This window comes from Rhodoferax sp. LS1R11, from assembly GCF_056521395.1.
The window spans coordinates 54,571-73,591 of the sequence record NZ_JBWMAW010000001.1 but is presented as its reverse complement, the minus strand read 5'-3'; the positions used below and the strand labels follow the sequence as shown (position 1 = coordinate 73,591).

General features: G+C 59.8%; 17 protein-coding genes. 4 read left to right on the top strand and 13 right to left on the bottom strand.

Annotated elements, in window-relative coordinates; genetic code table 11:
* The 3 genes from AC097N_RS00335 to AC097N_RS00325 form a co-directional block, all read right to left on the bottom strand.
* Entirely contained in the window at positions 1-2,106 is a 2,106-nt protein-coding gene (locus tag AC097N_RS00335; protein WP_479578745.1) for a D-(-)-3-hydroxybutyrate oligomer hydrolase, read from the bottom strand.
* A gap of 60 nt (positions 2,107-2,166) precedes the next feature.
* The gene (locus AC097N_RS00330) at positions 2,167-2,790 is read right to left on the bottom strand and encodes a Crp/Fnr family transcriptional regulator (RefSeq protein ID WP_479578744.1); all 624 of its coding nucleotides are present in this window, start codon (positions 2,788-2,790) and stop codon (positions 2,167-2,169) included.
* A gap of 68 nt (positions 2,791-2,858) precedes the next feature.
* Positions 2,859-4,175 carry a glycerate kinase type-2 family protein gene (locus AC097N_RS00325; RefSeq protein WP_479578743.1) on the bottom strand — a complete coding sequence of 439 codons (1,317 nt, stop codon included), beginning with the start codon at positions 4,173-4,175 and terminating at the stop codon, positions 2,859-2,861.
* A 35-nt stretch (positions 4,176-4,210) separates the two neighbouring features.
* Between AC097N_RS00325 and AC097N_RS00320 the strand changes: the two genes are divergently transcribed.
* Positions 4,211-5,653 carry an 8-oxoguanine deaminase gene (locus AC097N_RS00320; RefSeq protein WP_479578742.1) on the top strand — a complete coding sequence of 481 codons (1,443 nt, stop codon included), beginning with the start codon at positions 4,211-4,213 and terminating at the stop codon, positions 5,651-5,653.
* Positions 5,654-5,704: 51 nt separating this feature from the next.
* On the opposite strand, the gene AC097N_RS00315 is transcribed toward AC097N_RS00320, so the two are convergent.
* From AC097N_RS00315 to AC097N_RS00280, 8 genes are all read right to left on the bottom strand, one after another.
* On the bottom strand, positions 5,705-6,421 hold the full coding sequence (locus AC097N_RS00315) for an ABC transporter ATP-binding protein (protein ID WP_479578741.1): 717 nt from the start codon (positions 6,419-6,421) through the stop codon (positions 5,705-5,707).
* 63 nt (positions 6,422-6,484) lie between these two features.
* Positions 6,485-7,255, bottom strand: a complete 771-nt coding sequence (locus AC097N_RS00310; RefSeq protein WP_479578740.1) for an ABC transporter ATP-binding protein — start codon at positions 7,253-7,255, stop codon at positions 6,485-6,487.
* 22 nt (positions 7,256-7,277) lie between these two features.
* Positions 7,278-8,363: a branched-chain amino acid ABC transporter permease gene (locus AC097N_RS00305; RefSeq protein ID WP_479578739.1), complete on the bottom strand. Its 1,086-nt coding sequence runs from the start codon at positions 8,361-8,363 to the stop codon at positions 7,278-7,280.
* An 11-nt stretch (positions 8,364-8,374) separates the two neighbouring features.
* The gene (locus tag AC097N_RS00300; RefSeq protein ID WP_479578738.1) at positions 8,375-9,304 is read right to left on the bottom strand and encodes a branched-chain amino acid ABC transporter permease; all 930 of its coding nucleotides are present in this window, start codon (positions 9,302-9,304) and stop codon (positions 8,375-8,377) included.
* A gap of 229 nt (positions 9,305-9,533) precedes the next feature.
* Positions 9,534-10,817: a replication-associated recombination protein A gene (locus AC097N_RS00295; protein ID WP_479578737.1), complete on the bottom strand. Its 1,284-nt coding sequence runs from the start codon at positions 10,815-10,817 to the stop codon at positions 9,534-9,536.
* A complete protein-coding gene (gene lolA, locus AC097N_RS00290) occupies positions 10,817-11,446 on the bottom strand; it encodes an outer membrane lipoprotein periplasmic chaperone LolA (RefSeq protein ID WP_479578736.1) in 630 nt (209 codons plus the stop codon). Before lolA ends, AC097N_RS00295 begins: the two co-directional genes overlap by 1 nt.
* 8 nt (positions 11,447-11,454) lie before the next feature.
* The gene (locus AC097N_RS00285) at positions 11,455-13,800 is read right to left on the bottom strand and encodes a DNA translocase FtsK (RefSeq protein WP_479578735.1); all 2,346 of its coding nucleotides are present in this window, start codon (positions 13,798-13,800) and stop codon (positions 11,455-11,457) included.
* Between the two features lie 48 nt (positions 13,801-13,848).
* Entirely contained in the window at positions 13,849-14,523 is a 675-nt protein-coding gene (locus AC097N_RS00280) for a Crp/Fnr family transcriptional regulator (protein WP_479578734.1), read from the bottom strand.
* 153 nt (positions 14,524-14,676) lie between these two features.
* On the opposite strand from AC097N_RS00280, the gene trxB reads away from it, so the two are divergent.
* From trxB to rpmG, 3 genes are all read left to right on the top strand, one after another.
* Positions 14,677-15,627, top strand: coding sequence for a thioredoxin-disulfide reductase (trxB, locus tag AC097N_RS00275; protein WP_479578733.1), 951 nt, complete (start codon positions 14,677-14,679; stop codon positions 15,625-15,627).
* A 162-nt stretch (positions 15,628-15,789) separates the two neighbouring features.
* Positions 15,790-16,023 carry a 50S ribosomal protein L28 gene (gene rpmB / locus AC097N_RS00270; RefSeq protein WP_296500123.1) on the top strand — a complete coding sequence of 78 codons (234 nt, stop codon included), beginning with the start codon at positions 15,790-15,792 and terminating at the stop codon, positions 16,021-16,023.
* 11 nt (positions 16,024-16,034) lie between these two features.
* Positions 16,035-16,205 carry a 50S ribosomal protein L33 gene (gene rpmG, locus AC097N_RS00265; protein WP_011465453.1) on the top strand — a complete coding sequence of 57 codons (171 nt, stop codon included), beginning with the start codon at positions 16,035-16,037 and terminating at the stop codon, positions 16,203-16,205.
* 163 nt (positions 16,206-16,368) lie between these two features.
* On the opposite strand, the gene AC097N_RS00260 is transcribed toward rpmG, so the two are convergent.
* Positions 16,369-17,592, bottom strand: a complete 1,224-nt coding sequence (locus AC097N_RS00260) for a DesA family fatty acid desaturase (protein WP_479578732.1) — start codon at positions 17,590-17,592, stop codon at positions 16,369-16,371.
* A 148-nt stretch (positions 17,593-17,740) separates the two neighbouring features.
* Complete coding sequence (locus tag AC097N_RS00255; RefSeq protein WP_479578731.1) at positions 17,741-19,012, bottom strand: RsmB/NOP family class I SAM-dependent RNA methyltransferase; 1,272 nt, start codon at positions 19,010-19,012, stop codon at positions 17,741-17,743.
* Positions 19,013-19,021: the final 9 nt, after the last annotated feature.

Genomic DNA, 19,021 nt, shown 5'->3' with positions numbered 1-19,021 from the left:
TCAGTCGGCTACCGTCACCACATTGTTCGCAAAAGTGATCCGGTCCGCCGTGTCGGCCACGGTTTTGATGGCCGGCACATTGGCTAACGTGATGGGGTTGGCAACCGCACCCGTCAGGCCACGCGGCACGGTGCGCACCACCTGGCTGGCGGGCAGCGCGGCACCGGTTTTCAGGTTCGCATACATCATGTCCATCGCCTGGATGAAGTACCGGTGCAGCGGCACCATGCGATCGGGATAGCCGGGGAAAGCCAGGAACGCGTCGAAATGCTGGGCGTTGGTGACTTCGATGTAGGCCAGTTTGCTGTTGGACCCCTCCACTATTTTGTTCATGCCGAAGTAGGGCCGCCCCGTGAAAGCCACTGGCAGCAGCGTGTCGGCGCGGCCTTGCACAATGAGTGCCGGCTTGCCCCGCAAATTCGCGCTGCGCACGACTTCACCCATGCCCTGCTGGACGCGCACGGCGTTGGCACTGGTGCCCGTGGCCAGTTCCCGCAGGCACAGTGCGCCTGCCATGTTGTAGTCCTGCACCCCGCCCGCTGACAGGGAAGCAGCGTCCAGCAGGGGACCGCCCACACTGTTGTTGTTGACGATGTTGATGCCTACCGTCGGCGGCACGCCATTGCCTGCGCCAAAAGAAGTGGCCAAGGTCACAGCAGACGCCGCCACGGGTGAGTTCGGGGTGATCGATGTCCCCGCTCCGGTTGCGGCAAAACTGAAGCCGCACAAGTTGTCTTTCACGCTGAATCGACCGTACGCATTGGCGTAGGTCAACCCCACCGGGAGTGTCGCGAATGAATAGTGGGATGCTTGAAAAGCGTTGCTCTCAGGCTGCCAGCCCGCCGCCACCAAAGCGGCCATGGCGCTGGCGGCCTGATCGGCCGTCGTGGTCCCGGTGATCAGTCCTTCGGCCTTGAGGGCGCTGCAGCGGTTGGTCGCAATCGTTGCGTTGACGGTGTTGAACACATTCGTGGCTGTTGACACCAGCGCAGCGCAGGGCTGCATGAGGTTGGCCAGTGTGAAGTAGTCATACAGCGGCTTGCCGGTGCCGACAAGTGTCGTCGCACCACGGGTGACGCTCAGCCGGCTGTCGGGCGCCAGTTGCACTTCAGGCTCCGCCACCGCCACGCCGCTGATCAGGCCGCGCGTGTCCTGCTCGGCTGCGGCCAGTGCCGCGCCTGCACCGTTGGAGACGCTGGACGCAATCACGATGGTGTTGGACGGCGTCAGCTTTTTCAGATGACTCACCCCATCAGAGGCCAGATCGCCGTATTTTTCATTCAGGACGAAGTAGGCAAACTCGACCGATTGCAGCGTCCACTTGCCCCAGTCTTTTTCCGAATTTTGCTGCGAATGCGCATGCTTGGTGGCAAAACGATTGGGCGTTGCCGTATTGAAAGCGGCCAGTTCGGCGCTGGTCATGTTGGCGGTAAATATCGAGTCTTTGCCGGCCACCGTGACGTCGGTTCGAATGCCGTTCTGGACACTGACGGTGTTGTTCTGCAGGTCATGAATCCCGTTGCCGGTGCCTTTGTCGGTGTAGGCCACGGCGCAGCCGTTTTTCAAGCCCCACTCACCGGCTGAGCCGATGGCGCCATAGACGCCACGCGACCCACTGGAGGTGCCGGTGACGATGCACGGGCTGGCCGGGTTGAAGGTGGACGGCACCTGCACCAGCATCGTGATGTTCTGGCGACCTGTGCCGTCATCCGAGTAGGCGATGTATTCGGTACCGGCAATCTTGCCTTCATTGGTGGTCACGACGCCTTGGGCATCGACGTTGGGGCCGTACAGCGTGCCGTAGCCGCCCGCCGCCGTGATGTCTAGGATGGCGCGGTAGTTGTTGAAGATGGCCAGCTTGCGCAATTCCGCCGCGGTCGGCGCCAACGGGACGGCGACCGCCGGAGCCGCCCCACCCAGCCCGGTTTTGCCAAGACCTGCGGTCAGCAAGTCATCGCTGCTGCCATCGTAGCTGGCCGTCGCCACCGCGCCCAGGTAGGACGGCTTGACGTTGACAATTTCAGCACCGCCGCCACAGGCACCGAGTGTCAGCATGGCCGTAGCCAGCGCCGTGAGTTTCAAACCGTTTTTACTTGCGTGTGTCATCTCATCCCCTTGTGTTGATTTAAAACCCTGACACCTTGCAAGCGCAGGCGCCTGGCCTGCTCAAACCCCGGCCAGCGATCTCAAACCCGTGGGGTCGTCCAGATTCAATATTCGCCCCGAGCCGCTGATCATGCTGCGCTCACGCAAGTGACGCAACACGCGTGACAGCGTCTCCGGCGCAATGCCCAGTTGCGCGGCGATGCTTCGCTTGCGCTGCTGCAACTGCACGGCCATGGTGCCTTTGTCACCGGTCTGCGCATTGCGCAGCAGCCATTCGGCGCAGCGGGCCTCGGCGTCTTTGGCAAGGCGGCTCACGGTCAGTTCGGTTTGCTGGCGGTGGGCCATGGCCACGTCGTGCAACACATCCTGGGCGGATGCGGGCATCTCGGCCAGGGTTCGGCGGAACTCGGCCACCGGGACCCGGCGAAAACAGACTTCAGTCTCAGCCACGGCGTCCACGGCATTGGGCAGGTTCAGCACCGCCGACGTGGCCTCCAGCCAGCAAGGCCCCTCCACCACGCCCAGTTGGTGTTCCATGGCCCCGCCCTCCATCACGCCCAGCGCCACGCGCCCCGACTCCACGTAGCTCACCCAGGGTGAGGCCACCGCGCGCTGAAGCAAGGATTCACCTCGCGCCGCGATTTGTCTTTCAACAGAAGGGGAAATGGCTTTGTAAGAGAACATGGCCCCGACTTTGCCGCGCCGCAGGCCGCCCGACCTTGAGCGAAATCAAACAACACCGAGGAAAACCCTCACAAAACCAGCACCGCCCGGAAATCGTTCACGTTGGTGAAGGTGGGGCCGGTAATCACCAGATCGCCCAGGGCGGCAAAGTAGCCATACGCGTCGTTGCGATCCAAAAAGGTGTCCACCTTCATGCCTTGGAACGCCGCCCGGCTGAGCGTGGCGGGTTCCACCCAGGCGCCAGCGTTGTCTTCCACGCCGTCGATGCCATCGGTATCGGCGGCCAGTGCGTAGACACCGGCCTGCCCTTGCAGGGCTTGAGCCAGCCCCAGGCAAAACTCCCCGGCCCGGCCGCCGCGTCCGCGTGGCACACCGGCGGCTGATGGGCGGATGGTGACCGTGGTCTCGCCCCCGCTCAAGATGACGCAAGGGCGCTGAAAGGGCTGCCCCTGCCGGGCCACGGCGCGGGCCAGTGCAGCGTGCACTTTGCCCACCTCGCGCGACTCGCCTTCCATCTCATCACTGAGGATGTAGGAGGCCAGACCGGCGGCACGGGCGGCATCGGCAGCAGCCTCCAGCGACTGTTGGGGCGTGGCGATCAGGTGCACTTGCGCATCCGCCAGCGCCGGGTCGCCGGGTTTGGGGGTTTCCAGCGCGCCACTTCGAAGCAAATCGGCCACAGGCCCAGGCAAATCAATGGCATAGCGCTCCAAAATTGATAGCGCCTCTGCACAGCTGGAGGCATCGGCTACCGTAGGGCCGCTGGCAATGATGGAGGGGTCGTCCCCCGGTACGTCGCTGATGGTAAGCGTGACCACCCGGGCCGGGGCACAAGCCAACGCCAGGCGCCCGCCCTTGATGGCGGAGAGGTGCTTGCGCACGCAGTTCATCTCAGCAATGTTGGCGCCGCTGGCCAGCAAGGCCTTGTTGATGCGCTGTTTGTCTTCCAGCGTCAGGCCTTCGGCGGGCAAGGTCAACAGCGCCGAGCCGCCCCCGGAGATCAGGCACAACACGAGGTCGTCTTGGGTCAAGCCCTCGGTCAACGCCAAGATGCGCCGGGCTGCGGCAAGACCCGCCGCATCGGGCACCGGGTGCGAGGCCTCAACGACTTCAATGCGTTGCTTCAAACCCGCCGGACGCGGCGGTATGTGGTGGTAGCGCGTCACGACCAGGCCCGAGAGCGGGGCGTCCTCAGGCCAGAAGGCCTCCACGGCTTGCGCCATGGCACCACCCGCCTTGCCAGCGCCCAGCACCAGCGTGCGGCCTTTGGGCGGGGACGGCAGGAAAGCGGCGGTGTTGTGCAGTGGCAGCGCCCGTTTCACGGCCACGTCATAGAGGTATTCCAGAAACTGGCGGGGTTCGGTGGCGGGATTTGGTGCGATCATTGAGTGGACTCCATCCCCTATTGTGCCCATTGACCATGACCACCCTGCTGATCAAAAACGCCCGTTGCATTGCCACTCTGGACCAGGCCGATCCCACCAGGGCACGTGAGTTGCGCGGTGCCTCGGTGTTCATCCGGGACCACCGCATCGAGGCCATCGGCCCGGCGGCCGACTTGCCGCAAACGGCCGACGAGGTGATTGACGCACGCCACCATCTGGTCACCCCCGGTCTGGTCAATACCCACCACCACATGTACCAAAGCCTGACCCGGGCGATTCCCGAAGTGCAAAACGCCGAGTTGTTTGGCTGGCTGCAAGGGCTATACCCGATCTGGGCCTGCCTCACGCCCGAGATGGTGCAGGTCAGCACCCAGGTGGCGATGGCCGAGCTGCTGATGAGCGGCTGCACCACCAGCAGCGATCACCTCTACATCTACCCCAATGGTGTGCGCCTGGACGACAGCATTGAAGCCGCCACCGGGATCGGCATGCGTTTTGTGGCCACGCGCGGCAGCATGAGCGTAGGCCAGTCCCAGGGCGGCTTGCCGCCAGACCAGGTGGTCGAAAAGGAAGACTTCATCCTGAAAGATACACAGCGCCTGATCGAGACCTGGCACGACACCCGCCATGGCGCCATGGTGAACGTGGCTGTGGCGCCCTGCTCGCCGTTCAGCGTGAGCCGCGACCTGATGCGCGAGTCCGCCGTGCTGGCCCGCAGCCTGGGCGCGCGCCTGCACACCCACCTCGCAGAGAACGACCACGACATTGCCTACTCCTTTGAGAAGTTCAATTGCACGCCCGCGCAGTACGCGCAAGACCTGGGCTGGCTGGGGCCGGACGTGTGGCATGCCCACTGCGTGAAGCTGGACGACGAAGGCATCAGCCTGTTTGCCGCCACACGCACCGGTGTGGCGCACTGCCCTTGCAGCAACATGCGGCTGGCCTCGGGCATTGCCCCGATTCGCAAAATGCTGAACGCAGGCATTCCCGTTGGCCTGGGCGTGGACGGCAGTGCCAGCAACGACGCCGCTCACATGGTGAATGAGGCGCGTCAGGCGCTGCTATTGGCCCGCGTCGGCCGTGCCTTGCAGCCGCCTGAAACACGCACCGGGACGCAAGGTGAACGAAAAACTTTTTTGGGCTGCGACCTGGGCCCCGCCGAGATGACGGCCCGCGACGCGCTGGCGCTGGCCACCCGCGGCGGTGCGCAGGTGCTGGGGCGGTCGGACATCGGTCACCTCGCCCCCGGCATGTGCGCCGACCTGGCCTTGTTCGATCTGAACACGCTCGCCTTTGCCGGCGGTGCCGTGCATGACCCCATCGGCGCCTTGCTGCTGTGCGCCAGCCCGCAGGCCGCCTACACCGTGGTCAACGGCCGGGTGGTGGTGCGGGAGGGGCAATTGGCCACCGTGGAACTGGGGCCGTTGATTGAGCGGCACAACACCCTAGCCGTCCAGCTGGTCCGAAAAACGCTATAAATTCAATAGCTGCTTGCGCACGTTCTACGGGGGCTACAGGCCTTTTTCGTCTTATTCACCCAAATAGGCAGCGCGAACTTTCGGGTCGTTGAGCATCGCTTTGGCATCACCCGTCATCGTCACGATGCCGGACTCCATCACGTAACCGCGGTTGGCAATGGCCAGGGCGCGGCTCGCATTTTGCTCCACCAGCAGCACGGTAACGCCTTGGGCATACACGTCACGCACCACCTCAAAAATCTTGTCCACCATGATGGGGGACAGACCCATGGAGGGCTCGTCCAGCAACAGCACTTTGGGACGGCTCATCAAGGCCCGGCCCATGGCCAGCATCTGCTGCTCGCCGCCCGACATGGTGCCAGCCAACTGGTCACGACGCTCCTTGAGACGCGGGAAGATGGTGAACACCTTGTCGATGTCGGCCAGGATGTCGGCCTTGTCGTCGCGGATGTAGGCGCCCATCTGCAGGTTCTCGGTGATGGTCATGCGGGTGAACACGCCACGGCCTTCCGGCACCATGGCCAGGCCCTGCTTCACCAGGTCCCAGGGCCCCTGGCCGCGAATACTTTTGCCCAGGTACTCGATGTCGCCATCGTTCATGGGCAGCGTGCCGGTAATGGCCTTCATGGTAGTGGTTTTGCCCGCACCGTTGGAGCCAATCAGCGACACCAGTTCGCCTTCGCGCACTTCAAAGTCAACGCCCTTGACGGCCTGAATGCCGCCGTACGCCACTTTGAGACCTTTTACTTTGAGAAGAATGTTTGTCATCGTTTGATACCTTGCGGGACAGACCGTAGCCACACAAAGTGGGCAAGCTCTGTCCTCAATTATTTAATGAGTGCTGGTGCCAAGATAGGCTTCGATTACTTTTGGATTTTTTTGCACTTCGGCCGGTGTGCCTTCGGCAATTTGCTTGCCGTAGTCCAGCACGGTCAGGCGGTCGCACAGGCCCATGACCAGCTTTACATCGTGCTCGATGAGCAAAATGGTGCGGTTGTCATTGCGGATTTTGGAGATCAGCTCGCGCAGCATGACCTTCTCGGTCGCGTTCATTCCGGCAGCGGGTTCGTCCAAGGCAATCAGTTGCGGGTCGGTCGCCAGCGCGCGGGCGATTTCCAGACGCCGCTGGTCGCCGTAGCTCAGCGTGCGGGACTTGTAGTCGGCAAACTTGCCAATGCCCACGTAGTCCAGCAATTCCTGCGCCCGCTTGGCAATGGCCGCCTCTTCGGATTTGAAACCCGGCGTGCGGAAAATCGCCCCCAGCAAACCCGAGTGGGTACGGATGTGGCGGCCCACCATCACGTTTTCCAGTGCCGTCATTTCGGCAAACAGGCGAATGTTCTGGAAGGTGCGCGCAATGCCTGCTTTGGCCACTTCGTGCACCGCCGTGGGCTGGTAGGTTTTACCAGCCAGCTCGAAGCTGCCGCTGTCGGGCGTGTAGAGGCCGGTCAGCACATTGAAGAAGGTGGTTTTGCCGGCGCCATTGGGGCCGATCAGGCCATAGACCTGGCCACGCTTGATGTTGATGCCGACGTCGCTCAGGGCCTGCAGGCCGCCGAATCGTTTGGAAACGCCGGCGACGTTAAGTACAGTGTCTGTCATGTTCGTTCCGTTCCAGCGAGTTTCAGGATTTGGTGTTCTGCAGCGACTTGCCGTGGTCCGGCGAAGGCCACAAGCCACGGGGGCGCGACAACATGATGGCAATCATGGCCAGCGCAATCAACAACTGACGCAGGATGGCGGAGTCCAGCCGTCCGTCCGTCATGGCCTGCAGCGGTCCCGCGACATAACGCAACACCTCGGGCAACGCGGACAACAGCACCGCGCCCAAAATCACGCCGGGCAAGTGCCCAATGCCGCCCAGCACCACCATGGCGACGATCATCACCGACTCCATCAAGCTGAAGGACTCGGGTGAAATGAAGCCCTGGAAAGAGGCAAACATGGCGCCCGACACACCGCCAAACGTGGCACCCATGCCAAAGGCCAGCAGCTTGAGGTTGCGGGTGTTGATGCCCATGGCCTTGGCCGCAATTTCGTCTTCGCGAATGGCCATCCACGCACGGCCCACACGGGACAGTTGCAGACGGTGGGAGATCACCACGCTGATGACCACCAGCGTCAAAAACAGGTAGTAGTACAGCGAAACCGACGACAGCTCAAAGCCGCCAATGGATATCTTCTTGCCCAAGTCGATTCCGAAGAAGCTGACCGAATCAATCTGGTTCAGGCCTTTGGGACCATTGGTGATGTTGACCGGGTGATCCAGGTTGTTCAAAAACACGCGGATGATTTCACCAAAACCCAAGGTCACGATGGCCAGATAGTCACCGCGCAAACGCAGGGTGGGCGCGCCCAGCAGCACACCAAACACGCCTGCAACCGCCGCTGCAACGGGAATCACCACCCAAATTGGCGCGTGCATACCGGCCGGAAACATGGCTGCAATGGCGGGAAACGTCTCGGTCAAATGCGGCGAGTTCAACAAGCCATACATGTAGGCGCCAATGGCAAAGAAGGCCACGTAACCCAGGTCCAGCAAACCGGCATAACCCACCACAATATTCAGGCCCAGGGCCAGCAGCACATAGAGCAAGGCCATGTCCGCAATGCGGACCCAGGCGCTGCCGAAACCCTGCAAAATCAGCGGCAAGATCAGCAAGCCCGCAGCGGCCAGCAAAAAGAGGAATATATTTTTCTGTTGTTTCATGATGTGGCTCCTTAAGCGCGATCCGCCACACGCTCACCCAGCAGGCCTGAGGGGCGCAGCGTCAGCACGATGATCAAAACAATGAACGCGAAAATATCGGAGTAATGACTGCCCAGCACCCCGCCGGTAAGTTGACCGATATAGCCCGCCCCGAGCGACTCAATCAATCCCAGCAAAATGCCACCGACGACCGCGCCACCCAAATTGCCGATGCCGCCAAATACGGCTGCCGTGAAGGCTTTCAGACCGGGCAGAAAACCCATGGTGTGTTGAACGGTTCCGTAGTTGGCCGCCCACATGACGCCGGCCACAGCCGCCAGCACGGCACCAATCAGGAAGGTGGCGGAAATGACGACGTCAGGCTTCACCCCCATCAGCGCGGCAACGCGTGGATTTTCAGCCGTGGCCCGCATCGCACGGCCCAGCTTGGTGTAGTTCACCACGTACATCAGGATCGCCAGTGACACGGCGGTCATGGCCAGAATCAGCACTTGCGTCGGGGTGATCACTGCGCCACCGATCTCGATCGGTGCACGGGGCAACAGCGTGGGATACGGCTTGTAGTTGGGCTTCCAGATGATCATGGCCAGCGTCTGCAACAGGATGGACATGCCAATCGCCGTGATCAGGGGGGCCAGTTTGGGACTGTTGCGCAGCGGCCGGTAAGCCACTTTCTCAATCACGAAATTGAGGGCCGCAGCCACCACACAGGCAATGATCAGGGCGATAAAGAGAATTACATAGCCGGGGGTGCCCGGCATCCCTTCCTGCATCAGACCAATGATGGTCCAGCTGGTCAGGGCGCCGACCATCAATACTTCGCCGTGGGCAAAGTTGATCAGGCCGATGATGCCGTACACCATGGTGTAGCCAAGCGCTACGAGGGCATACATGCTGCCCAACACCAGACCGTTGATGATCTGCTGTATGAAGGTATCCATATTCTTCTCCGATTTTTGGCCGGTGCTTGAAAATCAGCGTTTGCTGTCAAGCGGTGCGGCCTTGTGAGCACTACCAGTTCTATAGCAATAAGCCTGCCAACGTTGCGCCCCTCAGGGCGCTGCGGGCAGATGGGTGGACGCGATTGTAGCGAGGGGGTCTGCGCTGGAACGCCCTCGCCAGAGGGGGTTTACCCTTGCCGAAGCCTTTATCAGCAAGTGTTAACTGGCATCAGTTTTTTTGATTGTTCAGACTTTTCAGCTGCCGCAACTTATCGGCAATCTTGATTTCGAGGCCCCGCTCCACCGGGCGATAAAACCCGGGCGAGGCCATGCCTTCCGGCAAATAACGCTCCCCTGCCGCGAAGCCGCCTTCTTCGTCGTGGGCGTAGCGATAGCCTTTGCCGTAGTCCAGTTCCTTCATCAGCTTGGTCGGTGCATTGCGCAGGTGCATGGGCACCGGACGGGTGCCATCTTTTTTCACGAAGGCCTTGGCCTCATTGAATGCCTTGTAAACGGCATTGGACTTGGCGGCCACGGCCAGGTAGACCACACATTCGGCCAGCGCCAGTTCACCCTCGGGGGTGCCCAGACGTTCATACACATCCGCAGCATCCAGCGCCAGACGCAGGGCACGCGGGTCGGCCAGACCAATGTCTTCACTGGCCATGCGGATCAGGCGGCGTGCCATGTAGCGCGGATCGGCGCCGCCATCGAGCATGCGCACAAACCAGTACAGGGCCGCATCGGGGTCTGAGCCGCGCACCGACTTGTGCAGCGCACTGATGGTGTCGTAAAACTGCTCGCCGCCTTTGTCATAACGGCGCATGCGCTCGCCCAGCACCTTGAGCAGCCAGACATCGGTGATCTCGGTCAAGCGCTCTTGCGTGGCGGCGACGGACAGCGTCTCCAGGGTGTTGAGCAGTCGCCGGGCATCGCCATCGGCATAGGCAATGAGCCGGTCAATTGCTATCTTTTCAATAGCTGGAACCGCACCAACATCAAGGGCTCTGGCTACTATTTGTTCAAGGTCTTCCTGCGACAGGGGTTGCAGCACATAGACCGCTGCCCGAGACAGCAAAGCGGAATTGACTTCAAACGAGGGGTTCTCGGTGGTCGCGCCAATGAAGGTGAACAAGCCACTCTCCACGTGCGGCAAAAAGGCATCCTGCTGGCTTTTATTAAAGCGGTGCACTTCATCCACAAACACCAGCGTGCGCCGGGCGCCCTGGCCACGTGCCACCTGGGCCTGCTCCACCGCCTCACGAATGTCCTTGACGCCACCCAGCACCGCGCTGATGGTGATGAACTGCGCGTCAAACGCATCGGCCATGAGCCGGGCAATCGTGGTTTTGCCGGTGCCCGGGGGACCCCAGAGAATGCAGCTGTGTGGCTGACCCGACTCAAAGGCCAGGCGCAGCGCCATGCCCTCGCCGAGCAAATGTTGCTGGCCAATGACTTCGGCCAGCGTCTTGGGACGCAGACGCTCGGCCAGCGGGGCAGATGCAAGAACCACTACTGCCGAATCACATCCGCGCCCGCTGGCGGCTTGAACTGGAAGCTGGTTGCGTCCAGCGGCGCGTTGGCTTGCATGGCCGCAAAACTGATGGTGGACTTCTGCCCGAAGCTGTCCATGATGTCCAGAGAAGCCAGTTCGCCCGCGCGAAACCCGATGCGCACCGCCTGCAACTGGCCGTCCTTCGCCTTCGGGCTGGCCAGCACCCACTCCAGACCATCCTTGTCGGGTGCCGCCGTCAGAGTGAAATCGGCCTGCAGCGCGCGCAAATCAGGCGCGGACGCAATCAGGGCGGCGGGGGTAGAACCCAGCACCTGAGCCTGTTTGCGCGCAGTCACCTGGTTCAAGTCCACGTCGTACAGCCACAGCGTTTGCCCGTCGGCCACGATGCTTTGCTCAAACGGCTTCTTGTAGATGAACTTGAAGCGGTTGGGCCGGGAAAACTCAAAGGTCCCGCTGGACGTTTTGGCCCTCGGCGCCTGCCCTTCCTTGGCGGGCGACGTCACCACTTGCGTGAAGTCGGCGCGGCCGGTTTTGACGGTCTTCACAAAGCTCTCAAGGCTTTCCAGCCCTCCAGCCCAGGTAGAAGCTGCGCAAGCAGCTATAAAAACAATAGCAATTCGTTTCATTGTTTCTTTCATTCGGCCCGTGCCGGCACCAAAATCTCGCGCTGACCGCTGCTGCTCATGGAACTCACCAGGCCTGCGTTCTCCATGTCCTCGACCAGGCGCGCGGCGCGGTTGTAACCAATCTTCAAATGACGCTGTACCAGTGAGATGCTGGCCTTGCGGTTTTTCAGCACTACCTCGACGGCCTGGTCGTAAAGCGGGTCTTTTTCACCGCCACCACCGCCTTCGCCCATCATCTCGCTCACACTGTCGTCCGTGCCGCCTTCGAGCACGCCTTCGATGTAATTGGGCTCGCCCTGTGATTTCAGGTAACTCACGACACGGTGTACTTCCTCGTCACTCACAAAAGCACCATGCACCCGGGTCGGCATGCCGCTGCCGGGCATGTAGAGCATGTCGCCCAGCCCCAGGAGGGCCTCGGCGCCCATCTGGTCAAGGATGGTGCGGCTGTCGATCTTGCTGCTCACCTTGAATGAGATGCGGGTGGGAATGTTGGCCTTGATCAGGCCGGTGATCACGTCCACGCTGGGTCGCTGGGTCGCCAGAATCAGGTGAATGCCGGCGGCACGCGCCTTCTGTGCCAGACGGGCGATCAGCTCTTCGATTTTCTTGCCGATCACCATCATCAGGTCAGCCAATTCGTCGATCACCACCACGATGTGGGGCAGGTTCTCCAGCGGTTCAGGCGCCTCGGGTGTCAGGCTGAAGGGGTTGGCAATGAACTCGCCACGCGCCTTGGCTTCGTCAATCTTGGTGTTGTAGCCCGCCAGGTTGCGCACCCCCATTTTGCTCAACAGCTTGTAGCGGCGCTCCATCTCGGCTACACACCAGGTCAGACCGTGTGCGGCCTGGCGCATGTCGGTCACCACCGGCGCCAGCAAATGCGGAATGCCCTCGTACACCGACATTTCCAGCATTTTGGGGTCGATCATCAGGATGCGAACATCGCGCGCCTCGGCCTTGTACAGCAGACTCAAAATCATGGCGTTGATACCCACCGATTTGCCCGAACCGGTCGTACCCGCCACCAGCACGTGGGGCATCTTGGCCAGATCCACCACCACCGGGTTGCCAATAATGTCTTTGCCCAACCCCATGGTCAGCATGGACTTGGCCTCGTTGTAGACCTGCGAACCCAAAATTTCAGACAGCTTGATGGACTGGCGCTTGGCGTTGGGCAACTCCAGTGCCATGTAGTTTTTGCCGGGAATCGTCTCCACCACCCGAATCGACACCAGACTCAAGGAGCGCGCCAAATCCTTGGCCAGACCCACAATCTGGGAGCCCTTGACGCCCGTAGCCGGTTCAATTTCATAACGCGTGATCACCGGGCCAGGCTGCGCCAGCACCACCCGCACGTCCACACCGAAATCCTTGAGTTTTTTCTCGATCATGCGGCTGGTCATCTCCAGCGTCTCGGGGGCCACCGTCTCTTGTCGGAGTTGCGCGCCGTCCAGCAAATCAACCTGAGGCAGTTTGCTGTCAGGCATCTCCTTGAACAGCGGTTTTTGCCGCTCTTTGGCCACGCGCTCGCTTTTAGGCGGGTCGACCAGGACAGGTTCGATCATGACCGGCATCGGATGGTGCTCGGCAATCTCGTGGCGCTCTTCAATCACCACCTCTTCACGCTCACGCGCCGCTTGCTGGCCCATGGCAATGTCCTGCGCTACTTCGCGCTTCTCACGCCGGGATTCGACCTGAAAATACAGCCAGCCCCCCAACCGCTCGGCCACTTGCCCCCACGAAAAACGAAACACCAGGGCCGCACCCATCACGCCCAAGGCAATCGCCACCAAAGCAGCACCTGAAAACCCTAAAACTTTGACACTCAAAGGCCCCACGAGATAACCCAGAACACCGCCGCTCTGACCAGGGAGGCGCGGTTCCAAACTGTAAAAACGGGACCACTCCAGCGTGGCACTCGCACTTAACAGCAAGGCCAGTCCGACCCAGAAGGCGACCCGGCCGGACGTGAATCTTGACGACCAGGTCTTTTCAACATGATCGTTTCCAGCCGTCATCAATTCACGACCCCGAAGCCATCGGGCCAAACCCGAGAGCCAGGCCCGAACACTCGCAGCCACACACCACCAGACAGAAAAACCAAGTAAAAAATAGCTGCTGTCGGCCAGCCAGGCTCCCAGCTGTCCGGCCCGATTGAGCACCGCGCCTCCGCTACCGGATGTAGACCAAGCCATGTCCTGCGTGGAGTAGCTTAAAAGCGCCGTCAACCAGAACACCAGCAAGCCCAAGCCAGCGATCAAGCCCAACTCATCAGCAAAGCGCCTCCACCCCGAACGGGTTTCAGTGGCGGTGGAGCGGGAGGAATTGAGGGTGTTGAGCGAATAGGTCATGTCGGACGTGTTTCCCGAAGCTTAACCCGGGCGGCTGCACATTGTCCTTTACCTCGGAACGGCACGTCTTTCGTGGACCACCATGGAGCCGCCTTTTCGTGTTTCGATAAAACCCTGCTCTTCAAAATCACGCATCACGCGGCTGACCATTTCGCGGGACGCGCCCACCATTTTGGCAATGTCCTGGCGGGATATCTTGTCGCGAATCACCTTTTGACCGTCAGCGTCGACCACGGCACTGCCCATCAGCACATCGGCAACTCGGCCATACACCCCCATCAAGGCCAACGATCCAATTTTGTCAGTGGACTTACGCAGCAATTGCACCAATCCCGTCATCACCGCCCGCGCTGTCGACACGCTATTGGTCAGGCATTGATTGAATTGGGCACTGCCCAATTCCAGCACGTCGGTCTGAATCTCGGCGTCCACGCTGGCGGAGTGAGGTTCGTTGTCAATCAAGCTCATTTCGCCGATGTAATCGCCTGGTTTCAAGCTGGCCAGAATGACCTCCTTGGATTTACGGTCTGCCATCACGACACGGGCTCTGCCCGACAAAATAATGTACAGAGCATTTGACTTTGCGCCTTGCTCAACAATGCGCTCACCCCGTTTAAAGCGACGTTTGACAACGGCGTCAGCGACCACCACAGCCTGCTCCGGCGTGATCTGTGCGAAAAGCGGCACACGGCGTATCAAATCCAGGTTGGTCAACATTGACATCGGATAATCCTGATAATTTTGGGCAACATGAGTTCTTACAATCGCGCTCAGTTACTGCCGAGGCAAGCGATCCGATGCGTGAATATGGTTGACATTTCACGCTTAACCCTGAAATGTACACGGCACATTTGATTTTTCACAAAGGTTTACACGATGTCAAACACTCGACACGCCAAGGTTTTGATTCTTGGCTCCGGCCCCGCCGGCTACACAGCGGCCATTTATGCGGCCCGTGCTAACCTCAACCCCTTGCTCGTCACAGGCATCGCCCAAGGCGGGCAGTTAATGACCACCACCGAAGTGGACAACTGGCCGGCGGACGTCCACGGCGTCCAGGGCCCCGAACTCATGCAGCGGTTTTTGGAGCATGCAGAGCGTTTCAAAACCGAGATTCTGTTTGACCACATCAACGCAGTCGACTTCAGCAAGCGTCCGTTCACCCTCAAGGGTGACAACGGCGAGTTCACCTGCGACTCGCTCATCATTGCCACCGGCGCTTCAGCCAAGTACCTGGGCCTGCCATCCGAAACGGCCTTCATGGGCCGTGGCGTCTCCGGCTGCGCGACCTGTGACGGTTTTTTCTACCGCGATGAAATCTGCTGTGTGGTCGGCGGCGGCAACACTGCGGTCGAAGAAGCACTGTACCTGTCCAATATCGCCAGCAAGGTCTACCTGGTACACCGTCGTGACAAATTCAAGGCCGAAGCCATCCTGATCGACAAGCTGATGGACAAAGTGGCTGCGGGCAAGATTGAACTGAAAACATTCAGCACGCTCGATGAAGTCCTGGGTGATCAGAGCGGTGTGACAGGCATCCGCCTGAAAAACGTCAATACAGGCGCCACGGAAGACCTGACGCTAAAAGGCTGTTTTATTGCCATTGGCCATTCGCCCAACACCGATATTTTCCAGGGCCAACTGGAGATGGCCGGTGGCTATATCGTGACCCAGGGCGGCCTGAAGGGCTTTGCCACCATGACCAGTGTGCCAGGCGTGTTCGCTGCCGGCGACGTACAGGATCACGTGTACCGCCAGGCCATCACCAGCGCCGGAACCGGCTGCATGGCGGCTCTTGACGCACAACGATTCCTTGAGCAGGATTGAAATAGCTATAATCGAAGGCTTTTCCGGAATTCACCCGACTCTTTGCAAAAAGAACCGGGTGGTCTTGAGAATCTCTTTACCGCCACTTCTTCAAGTGGCGAGGTGCGGCGAAAGCTGTTAACGAGTGAGCACGAAAGCGCTCACGTCTTCTGGAGTGTCCACATGGCACGCGTATGTGAAGTTACGGGCAAAGGCCCCATGGTCGGGAACAAAGTTTCCCACGCCAACAACAAAACCAAGCGCCGGTTCCTGCCGAACCTGCAATATCGCCGTTTCTGGGTCGAGACCGAAAACCGTTGGATTCGCTTGCGAATCTCCAACGCAGGTTTGCGTTTGATCGACAAAAAAGGTATTGATGTTGTGCTCGCAGACTTGCGCGCACGTGGACAGGCATAAGGAGCAGCACCATGGCAACCAAAGGCGGACGCGAAAAAATCAAGCTGGAATCTACAGCGGGTACTGGTCACTTCTACACCACCAGCAAAAACAAGAAAACCATGCCCGAGAAAATGTTGATCAAGAAATTTGATCCCAAAGCTCGCAAGCACGTGGACTACAAGGAAATGAAGCTGAAGTAATTCAGTTTTTTCCTGTAAAAAAGCCCGCTTCTGCGGGCTTTTTTACGTCCTGATTTCGGCATTCAACCATTGACCGAACACGGGGATTGACACAAGAGCAGCCTCAACAGACGTAAAAAACCCGCTGCAGCAGCGGGTTTCTACGGCCTCAACCCAGGGAGAATCAGACGCCAGCCGCTTGAGCCGCACGCAATCTCATCGAAAAATCCTTTAAGGCGGCAATGCCGCTCGCCTCTGCGCGGTGACACCAAATCTGAAGATCAGCGGCCAACTGCTCACGGGTATGGGAACGACTCAACCACATCTGGCGAAGTTCTTCGCGCATGGTCACCATCTTGTCCAGCACAGGTGAGGCCGCACGGGCCAGCACCAGTTGTGGCACGGCAGCCGCAGGAACTTTGTCAGCATCGCGGTGCATCCAGCGCTGGGCGGCCTTGATCACGGCGGCGTCAGCACTGCGCGCCTTCATGGCGTGCATTTCGTCCTTGAAAGCCTGACGCATGTCATTGGCGTATCCCGCCATGATTTCATACCGGTTGGCAATCAATGCCTCCAGCGTCTTCTCGTCCGCCACGGGACGCACATGGCCGAACGCCAGTTTGGGTGGCGTCTTTTTGACGGTAGCCAAGCCAACGCTGCGCATCATGGTGATATACATCCAGCCAATGTCAAATTCGTAAGGTTTCACGGACAGTTTGGCCGACGTGGGATAAGTGTGGTGGTTGTTATGCAATTCTTCACCGGCAATGATGATGCCCCAAGGTGAAATGTTGGTGCTGGCGTCTGTCGCCTCGAAATTGCGATATCCCCAGTAATGGGCCGCGCCGTTGATGATGCCGGCAGCCATGATGGGTGTCCAGGCCATTTGAACGGCCCAGACTGTCAGGCCTGCAGCGCCAAACAACGCGAGGTTAATGACCAGCATCAGACCAACGCCCTGCCAGGAACGACCCGTATAGATATGGCGCTCCATCCAGTCATTGGGTGTGCCATGACCAAAACGCGCCATGGTTTCCATGTTTTTGGACTCGGCACGGTACAACTCGGCACCTTGCAACAGCACCGTCTTGATACCGTGCACATGAGGGCTATGAGGATCTTCGGCCTGCTCACATTTGGCGTGATGCTTGCGGTGAATGGCAGTCCACTCCTTGGTGACCTGGCCCGTGGTCATCCATAACCAGAACCGGAAAAAATGAGAGGCAATCGGATGCAAGTCGAGTGAACGGTGTGCCTGGTGACGATGCAGGTACACCGTCACGCTGATCATGGTGATGTGGGTCACGGCCAGGGTGAACAAGACAATTTGCCACCATGCAAAGTCCAAAACGCCATGCGCGAGCCAGTCAACCACTGCATTGAATACAGCTGAATCGGGGAACAACATATTTGTGAAGTCTCTCAACAACGAATTGATAATTATCATGATCGGCAAATATCCGGCCGACTGAACCCTTGGATTTTAAAGCGCCCACGCCATTTCGTGGTGCATTTATCTGAGATGCGCCCGAAATCGGGCTTTGCCAGCGCTCAGATCAATTTTTCTGCCAAACGGCCGCAAAAAAGCCATCCGTCTGATGGCGATGGGGCCACAGGCGCAGGTAGCGCTGACCATTTTCCCCGCCGCTGCACAGTGATTCCGAGCGTTCGACTTTCAGGTCGGACAGGATGGCGCCTGCATCCAGGGGGGTAAATTCCTTGTTGGCTTCTGTAAATGCCTGCGCGATGGCCTCATCTTCTTCCACCATCATGCTGCAGGTGGCGTACACCAGACGGCCACCGGGCTTCAGCAGCCGTGCCGCACTCTGCAAAATGGCGGTCTGGGTGACCGCCATGTCCTTCACCAATTGCAGGGTTTGACGCCATTTCAGGTCGGGATTGCGGCGCAGCGTGCCGAGACCCGAGCAAGGGGCATCCACCAGTACCCGGTCAATCTTGCCAGACAGGCGCTTGACGCGATCATCGCGCTCGTGGGCGATGGCAGCCGGGTGCACATTGGACAAACCGCTACGTGCCAAGCGGGGTTTGAGGGCATCCAGACGGTGCGCCGAGGTATCAAAGGCATACAAACGGCCAGTGCTGCGCATGCCGGCACCAATCGCCAGCGTCTTGCCGCCCGCACCCGCACAAAAATCCACCACCATCTCGCCGCGTTTGGCGTCGAGCAACATAGCCAACAATTGCGAACCTTCGTCCTGCACCTCAAATGCACCACGGACAAACGCGTCAAACTTGTTCAAGGTCGGCTTGCCTGCGATGCGCAAACCCCAGGGAGAAAACGGGGTGGGCACGGCCTTGATACCGGCCTGGGCCAGCTCTTTCTGGACATCGGAGCGCTTGGCATTGAGCGCATTGACCCGCAAATCGAGCCCCGCTCCTTGATTCAGGCTTTCCGCCAGAGGCCAGAATTCAGCACCCAACTGCTCTTTGAGCGGCTCCACCAGCCATTCGGGCAGGTTGTGACGATGGCGCTCCATCAAATCCGCGACATTGATCTTTTCGCATTGATCGAGCCAGTTTGTTTCCTGGTCGGTCAGCGCGCTGCGCAAGAAGTCGCCAGGGCCGTAAAACCCGAGAATCGCCATGCGACGTTCCTTGGGGCCACTGCCCGAGGGGGCGTAATGGTCAAACAGGAGTTTTTTGCGGAGCACTGTGTACACGGTGCCCGACAGAGTGGCGCGTTCGCGCGGGCCCAGACCCCGGTTGTCACGAAAAAATTTCGAAACAATGGCGTCGGTGGGATGGTCAAATTTGAGAGATAGGCGGACGAGTTCAGAACAAGCGTCGAGCAGGGCTTTTGGATGCATAGCCTACGA

Coding starts and splice junctions, on each gene's coding strand:
- AC097N_RS00335 (WP_479578745.1), bottom strand. CDS start 2,106: ATGACACACGCAAGTAAAAACGGTTTGAAACTCACGGCGCTGGCTACG.
- AC097N_RS00330 (WP_479578744.1), bottom strand. CDS start 2,790: ATGTTCTCTTACAAAGCCATTTCCCCTTCTGTTGAAAGACAAATCGCG.
- AC097N_RS00325 (WP_479578743.1), bottom strand. CDS start 4,175: ATGATCGCACCAAATCCCGCCACCGAACCCCGCCAGTTTCTGGAATAC.
- AC097N_RS00320 (WP_479578742.1), top strand. CDS start 4,211: ATGACCACCCTGCTGATCAAAAACGCCCGTTGCATTGCCACTCTGGAC.
- AC097N_RS00315 (WP_479578741.1), bottom strand. CDS start 6,421: ATGACAAACATTCTTCTCAAAGTAAAAGGTCTCAAAGTGGCGTACGGC.
- AC097N_RS00310 (WP_479578740.1), bottom strand. CDS start 7,255: ATGACAGACACTGTACTTAACGTCGCCGGCGTTTCCAAACGATTCGGC.
- AC097N_RS00305 (WP_479578739.1), bottom strand. CDS start 8,363: ATGAAACAACAGAAAAATATATTCCTCTTTTTGCTGGCCGCTGCGGGC.
- AC097N_RS00300 (WP_479578738.1), bottom strand. CDS start 9,304: ATGGATACCTTCATACAGCAGATCATCAACGGTCTGGTGTTGGGCAGC.
- lolA (WP_479578736.1), bottom strand. CDS start 11,446: ATGAAACGAATTGCTATTGTTTTTATAGCTGCTTGCGCAGCTTCTACC.
- AC097N_RS00285 (WP_479578735.1), bottom strand. CDS start 13,800: ATGACCTATTCGCTCAACACCCTCAATTCCTCCCGCTCCACCGCCACT.
- AC097N_RS00280 (WP_479578734.1), bottom strand. CDS start 14,523: ATGTCAATGTTGACCAACCTGGATTTGATACGCCGTGTGCCGCTTTTC.
- trxB (WP_479578733.1), top strand. CDS start 14,677: ATGTCAAACACTCGACACGCCAAGGTTTTGATTCTTGGCTCCGGCCCC.
- rpmB (WP_296500123.1), top strand. CDS start 15,790: ATGGCACGCGTATGTGAAGTTACGGGCAAAGGCCCCATGGTCGGGAAC.
- rpmG (WP_011465453.1), top strand. CDS start 16,035: ATGGCAACCAAAGGCGGACGCGAAAAAATCAAGCTGGAATCTACAGCG.
- AC097N_RS00260 (WP_479578732.1), bottom strand. CDS start 17,592: ATGTTGTTCCCCGATTCAGCTGTATTCAATGCAGTGGTTGACTGGCTC.
- AC097N_RS00255 (WP_479578731.1), bottom strand. CDS start 19,012: ATGCATCCAAAAGCCCTGCTCGACGCTTGTTCTGAACTCGTCCGCCTA.